This is a genomic window from Vibrio sp. V01_P9A10T6, assembly GCF_963877065.1.
GTDB lineage: Bacteria > Pseudomonadota > Gammaproteobacteria > Enterobacterales > Vibrionaceae > Vibrio > Vibrio anguillarum.
On record NZ_CAWNTB010000058.1, the window covers coordinates 1 to 6,532 of the forward strand.

Here is a 6,532-nt window from a genome sequence, read left to right on the forward strand (position 1 = left end):
GTTGAACACCGTCCATACTAAGAGCACGGATGGCATTGGCGAGTTCTTTATTAGAAACAAGGTTACGGGAAGACATGTCTGCTCCTGAGTGCATTAAGCGAATTCAAATTAACGGAAATGGGCTGAAAATAGCGCGGCTATTCTCTCAAAGCACTTTTCTCACTGCAAACGTTTTACTGGAGAAATAGTGCTCTTTAGCGCTTATTTTTAGGATAAAAAACCAAACTCCAATTTTTCATCTAAATTTAAGCAAACGTTTGGTTTACAGACAGGCGTAAAAATAACTTGTAATTCGACCATTCAAAACTAGAATAGACGTCTAGATGTAGAAACACCTACATAAACTAATGAATAACGATGGTGAGCGAAGCTTGCCATAGTCCAACGATTAAAAGTGGAGCTCTCATGGTTAAGCACCTGTTTACTTCTGAATCCGTTTCAGAAGGCCATCCAGATAAAATTGCAGACCAAATTTCTGATGCAGTTTTGGATGCGATTCTAGAACAAGACATCAAAGCGCGCGTTGCTTGTGAAACTTACGTGAAAACCGGCATGGTCATGGTTGGTGGTGAAATCACTACCTCTGCATGGGTGGACATTGAAGAGCTTACTCGCCAAACCGTTCGTGAAATTGGTTACGTCAACTCAGAGATGGGTTTCGATGCCAATTCTTGCGCCGTTTTGAATACCATTGGTAAACAGTCACCTGATATCAACCAAGGTGTTGATAAGGCCGATCCTAAAGAACAAGGCGCCGGTGACCAAGGTATTATGTTCGGTTACGCGACCAACGAAACTGAAATCCTGATGCCGGCACCAATCACCTACGCTCACCGCTTGATGCAAAAACAAGCAGAAGTGCGTAAAAATGGCACGCTTTCTTGGCTACGTCCTGATGCAAAATCTCAAGTTACCTTCCAATATGACCAAGGTAAAATTGTCGGAATTGATGCAGTCGTTCTTTCAACGCAACATTGCGACTCTATCTCGACAGCTGACCTACGCGAAGGCGTCATGGAAGAGATCATCAAGCCTGTGTTGCCAGCCGAGTGGCTTAGCAAAGAGACCAAATTCTTCATCAACCCAACCGGTCGTTTTGTGATTGGCGGCCCAATGGGTGACTGTGGTTTAACTGGTCGTAAGATCATCGTTGATACCTACGGCGGCGCAGCGCGTCACGGTGGTGGTGCATTCTCTGGTAAAGATCCATCAAAAGTAGACCGTAGTGCAGCCTACGCGGCGCGTTATGTAGCGAAAAACATCGTGGCGGCTGGCCTTGCTGACCGCTGTGAAATTCAGTTGTCATACGCCATTGGTATCGCAGATCCAACCTCAATCATGGTCGAAACCTTTGGTACTGAGAAAGTATCACAAGAGATCATCATTGAAGCGGTACGCCAGCACTTCGACCTACGCCCATACGGCCTACAAGAAATGCTCAATTTGCTGCAACCGATCTACAAGAAAACCGCCGCTTACGGTCACTTCGGCCGTGAAGAGTTTCCTTGGGAAGCGACTGACAAAGCCGCCATCCTGCGTGACTTTGCTGGCTTGAAGTAATTTTCAACCTAGTTTAAATTTGTAAGCCCTTGCTCATTCGCAAGGGCTTTTTTCTAGGAATGAATCTGTGCCTAATTTTGAGCTACATTACCGCGCGCAAGTAAAAGCAAAACAGTGCATCACAACCGCTCGTCACTATTTTCAGCACGACTTCCCTATGCCGAGTATCAGCTATCAGTTACGGGGAAAGGCGGCAGGTAAGGCTTATTTACAACGTTGGGAGATCAGACTGAATCCAGTGCTGTTTGCTGAAAATCAACGCGCCTTTCTCGATGAAGTGATCCCACATGAAATCGCCCACCTAATTACCTACCAGCGCTATGGTCGTGTCCGTCCACACGGTAAAGAGTGGCAGGCCGTGATGAATCAAGTGTTTCATTTACCAGCCAATACCACTCATCGCTTTGAAGTCTCTTCTGTGCAAGGCAAAACCTTTGAATATCACTGCGCTTGTGCGCATTATCCGCTCACTGTCCGTCGTCACAATAAAGTGATGCGCAATCAAGCCACCTACCGCTGTCAACACTGTGCACAAACGCTCCATTTTACTGGCGTGCAGCTTTCCTAAATAAACTTTGGTTGCTGTTACTTGAATCTACAGCGGTGTGGTTACACCCATCTGCAATTAACAACAAAAACATCATTTATTATTCTTTAATCTGAGTGTTAGACTGATAAAAACCATACTTATATCAGTCTAAATGATGTCCTATTTTCGCTTATTGCTTGTGAATAGCAGCTTAGCTCTGTTCTCATTTTGTGCCCTAGCTGCGCCTCCCGCTTCCTTTTCTCAAGCTAAAAAAGAAGCATTGAAAATCTATCATGATCATCCAGTGAGCTTTTACTGCGGTTGTGACATTGCATGGCAAGGTAAGAAAGGCACGCCCGACTTACAAGCTTGTGGTTACCAAGTTCGCAAACAACAAACTCGCGCCAGCCGTATTGAATGGGAACACGTCGTCCCTGCTTGGCAATTTGGCCACCAGCGCCAGTGTTGGCAGCAAGGTGGACGTAAAAATTGCACCAAAAATGATACTATTTTTCGTTCGATGGAAGCTGACCTCCACAACCTGACGCCGGCGATTGGCGAAGTCAACGGTGACCGTTCAAACTACAATTTCAGTCAGTGGAATGGCGTAGAGGGTGAAAGCTATGGCCGTTGTGAAATGCAGGTCGATTTTAAACAACGTAAAGTCATGCCACCCGATAGAGCACGTGGCTCAATTGCTCGTACTTATTTGTACATGAGCCAAAACTATGGCTTTCAGTTATCCAAGTCCCAAACACAACTAATGCAAGCGTGGAATCGCCAATACCCAGCCGATGAGTGGGAATGCAAACGCGATCAGCGAATTGCCAAAGTTCAAGGCAACCACAACCCATTTGTGCAGCAACAGTGCCGTTCATGAGGTACTTTTTGTGGGCTATTTTCGTGATTGAAACTCGCCCTTGCCCCTTGTTTTTTCAGTGTAAAGCATCCATGTTAATGGCTATTCAACGTCAGGTAGGAACTATCCATGCGTATCCCTAGAATTTATCATCCGACTCCTCTTCAATCCTCAAGCATTATTGCTCTCAATGATGATGCGGCTGGGCATATTGGCCGGGTGTTACGCATGCAAGCGGGCCAAGAAGTACTGCTTTTTGATGGCAGTGGCGCGGAATTCCCAGCGGAAATTACCGAGGTCAGCAAAAAAAATGTGCTGGTCAATGTGTTGAAAAGAGTCGAAAGCAGCTGTGAATCGCCTCTTAATTTACACCTTGGGCAGGTGATCTCGCGTGGAGACAAAATGGAGTTCACCATTCAAAAATCGGTCGAACTTGGCGTCAATACCATCACGCCTTTGATTTCTGAACGTTGCGGCGTGAAATTAGATGCCAAACGTTTTGAGAAAAAACTTGAACAGTGGCAAAAAATTGCAATCAGCGCTTGTGAGCAGTGCGGCCGCAATATAGTGCCGCTGATCCGCCCAATTATGCAGTTGGAAGAGTGGTGTGCCGAACCCAGTGATGCGCTCAAGCTCAACTTACATCCACGTGCGAAGTATTCGATTAATACCCTGCCTCAACCCATCAATAAAGTCCGTTTGTTGATTGGCCCTGAAGGGGGCTTATCAGAATCAGAAATTAGCATGACTGAACAGTACCATTTTGAAGAAACCTTGCTAGGCCCACGCGTACTGCGTACTGAAACTGCGGCCTTAACGGCTATTACTGCTCTTCAAGTTCGCTTTGGCGATCTTGGCTAACCGGAGAAAAACAATGATTAAACTTGGTATCGTCATGGACCCTATCTCGTCCATTAACATCAAAAAAGATTCCAGCTTTGCCATGTTGCTAGAAGCGCAGCGTCGTGGTTATGAAATCCACTATATGGAGATGAATGATCTACACTTAGATCAAGGTGTCGCTTTTGCCGATACCAAAGTGGTGACATTAAAAGAAGATCCGAACGGTTGGTATGAGTTTTTATCTGAGCAAACTATTCCACTGGCTGATCTCGACGCAGTATTGATGCGTAAAGATCCGCCGTTTGACACTGAATATATCTACGCAACCTACATTCTAGAACGAGCAGAAGAAGCAGGAACATTAATCGTCAATAAGCCGCAAAGCTTACGTGACTGCAATGAGAAACTGTTTACGGCATGGTTCCCTGAACTAACGCCAACCACCATAGTGACGCGTAAAGCGGAAAAAATTAAAGCCTTCCGCGCGCAACATGGTGATGTGATTTTAAAACCGTTAGACGGTATGGGCGGGGCATCTATCTTCCGCGTTAAAGAGGGTGATCCAAACGTATCCGTCATTATCGAAACATTAACTAACCACGGCCAAAACTACTGTATGGCGCAAACTTTTGTGCCTGACATCAGCAACGGTGATAAACGTATTTTAGTGGTCGATGGTGAACCAATGCCTTACTGCCTAGCGCGAATTCCGGCACAAGGTGAAACCCGTGGCAATTTGGCAGCTGGTGGCCGTGGTGAAGCGCGTCCGCTAAGCGAAACCGATAAAAAAATTGCTCAAACTATTGCTCCAACATTGAAAGAAAAAGGCTTAATCTTTGTCGGACTTGACGTTATTGGCGACAAGCTCACTGAGATCAACGTGACGAGCCCTACGTGTATTCGTGAAATAGAGGCCGCCTTTGATATCTCAATTACCGGTAAGTTGATGGACGCGATTGAGCGTCGAATCAACAAGTCATGCTGAACTGGGCAAACTCTTGCCCAGTAATTTGCGATAGGTTGGAGGCAGTATGAATCTTACAAATCATTTTTTAGTCGCCATGCCAAGTATGAGAGACCCTTACTTCAAGCACAGTGTTATTTACATCTGTGAGCACAATGAAGAAGGGGCGATGGGCTTGATGATTAATGTGCCGATTGATATCACCGTGGGCGGCATGTTAAACCAAGTCGATGTTGAGCCAAGCTACCCGAAGCTTCAACTTGATAGCCTAAAAAGGCCCGTATTGAATGGCGGTCCTGTTTCTGAAGATCGCGGTTTTATCCTACATCGACCGAAAGATCATTATGAATCTAGCATCCGTATGAGCGATGACATTGCCGTCACCACATCGAAAGATATTTTAGCGGTACTGGGCACGGATGCCGAACCAAGTCACTATCTTGTGGCTCTGGGTTATTCTGGCTGGGAGCCCGGTCAGCTTGAGTTAGAGCTGGCTGAAAATTCTTGGTTAACCATTGAGGCCGATCCAGAGGTTATCTTTAATACGCCCATTCACGATAAGTGGAATCAGGCGATTAAAAAACTCGGCATTGATCCCATCCAACTCTCAGCGCAAGCTGGGCATGCTTAACTTTTACGGCTCTAACCTTTACGGCTCTAACTAGGTAACGCGCCTTTTTAGAGCCTTCGTTGCAACATTCAAGATACTGATTATGACATCCAGAACCATTATGGCTTTTGACTTTGGCACCAAAAGCATCGGCAGTGCGATTGGCCAAGAAGTTACAGGCACCGCATCGCCACTTAAAGCCTTTAAAGCCAATGACGGAATTCCACATTGGGAAGAGATCGAAAAGCAGATCAAAGAGTGGCAACCCCATTTATTGGTGGTAGGGCTACCAACAGATTTGCACGGCAAAGCATTAGAAACCATTACCCCACGAGCCAAAAAATTTGCGCAGCGTTTACACGGGCGCTTTGGCTTAGCCGTCGAGATGCATGACGAACGGCTTTCAACCCGGGAAGCCCGCGCCGACTTATTTGCCATGGGCGGCTATAAGGCGCTGAGCAAAGGCAATGTCGATTGCCAATCAGCCGTAGTGATCTTAGAGAGCTGGTTTGAAGCGCAATGGGGCGCGTAACTTAACCTCGCGTAACTTAACTTTAATACAGCGGCGCAGCACAATCCCGAATCGAGTTCGGGATTGTTCGTCTTAAACTGCGACTATTCCATATCAATCTGCACGTTATCCAATGTGCCACTGCTGATCCCTTCGCCACGCTTTGTTTTTAACATTAAACGTAAATCGTTAGCCGAGTCAGCGCTGTGCAGTGCATCTTGTTCACTGATTTTGTCCTCAACGACCAGTTGATACAGTGCTTGGTCAAAAGTCTGCATCCCCACTTCTTTTGATTTGCCCATCGTCGCTTTCAATTCGTGCAGATCACCGCGGCGGATCAAATCGGAAATTCGAGGACTGTTGAGTAAAATCTCAAACACACCATGTCGTCCCTTGCCATTTTTATCGCGGATCAACTGCTGCCCCACAACGCCTTTGAGGTTCATCGACAGATCAAACAAAAACTGCTCTTTTTGCTCTTTAGGAACCAAATGCAAAATTCGCTCAAGCGCTTGGTTGGCATTGTTAGCATGTAACGTTGCCATACATAAATGACCAGTCTCGGCAAAGGTCATCGCATATTCCATCGTTTCACGTGAACGGATCTCACCAATTAAAATCATGTCAGGGGCTTGGCGCAGAGAGTTTTTCAGAGC

The 6,532-nt window shown here is 46.1% G+C and carries 8 protein-coding genes; 7 read left to right on the forward strand and 1 reads right to left on the reverse strand.

Going from position 1 to position 6,532, the window contains the following annotated elements; genetic code table 11:
* The first annotated feature begins 405 nt into the window (after positions 1–405).
* From metK to ruvX, 7 genes are all read left to right on the forward strand, one after another.
* The gene (metK, locus tag AACQ21_RS03435; RefSeq protein WP_026027375.1) at positions 406–1,560 is read left to right on the forward strand and encodes a methionine adenosyltransferase; all 1,155 of its coding nucleotides are present in this window, start codon (positions 406–408) and stop codon (positions 1,558–1,560) included.
* Between the two features lie 67 nt (positions 1,561–1,627).
* Positions 1,628–2,128, forward strand: a complete 501-nt coding sequence (locus tag AACQ21_RS03440; RefSeq protein ID WP_017045505.1) for a SprT family zinc-dependent metalloprotease — start codon at positions 1,628–1,630, stop codon at positions 2,126–2,128.
* Between the two features lie 133 nt (positions 2,129–2,261).
* Entirely contained in the window at positions 2,262–2,969 is a 708-nt protein-coding gene (gene endA, locus AACQ21_RS03445; protein WP_013857813.1) for a deoxyribonuclease I, read from the forward strand.
* A gap of 108 nt (positions 2,970–3,077) precedes the next feature.
* The gene (gene rsmE, locus AACQ21_RS03450; RefSeq protein WP_105977632.1) at positions 3,078–3,809 is read left to right on the forward strand and encodes a 16S rRNA (uracil(1498)-N(3))-methyltransferase; all 732 of its coding nucleotides are present in this window, start codon (positions 3,078–3,080) and stop codon (positions 3,807–3,809) included.
* Positions 3,810–3,822: 13 nt separating this feature from the next.
* Positions 3,823–4,776, forward strand: coding sequence for a glutathione synthase (gshB, locus tag AACQ21_RS03455; RefSeq protein ID WP_040122940.1), 954 nt, complete (start codon positions 3,823–3,825; stop codon positions 4,774–4,776).
* 46 nt (positions 4,777–4,822) lie between these two features.
* Positions 4,823–5,386 carry a YqgE/AlgH family protein gene (locus AACQ21_RS03460; protein ID WP_017045507.1) on the forward strand — a complete coding sequence of 188 codons (564 nt, stop codon included), beginning with the start codon at positions 4,823–4,825 and terminating at the stop codon, positions 5,384–5,386.
* Positions 5,387–5,468: 82 nt separating this feature from the next.
* The gene (gene ruvX, locus AACQ21_RS03465; RefSeq protein ID WP_017045508.1) at positions 5,469–5,897 is read left to right on the forward strand and encodes a Holliday junction resolvase RuvX; all 429 of its coding nucleotides are present in this window, start codon (positions 5,469–5,471) and stop codon (positions 5,895–5,897) included.
* An 83-nt stretch (positions 5,898–5,980) separates the two neighbouring features.
* Here ruvX and AACQ21_RS03470 read toward each other — a convergent pair.
* Positions 5,981–6,532 (reverse strand): ATPase, T2SS/T4P/T4SS family (locus AACQ21_RS03470; protein WP_181185612.1); only part of this gene is annotated, 552 nt, incomplete at its 5' end.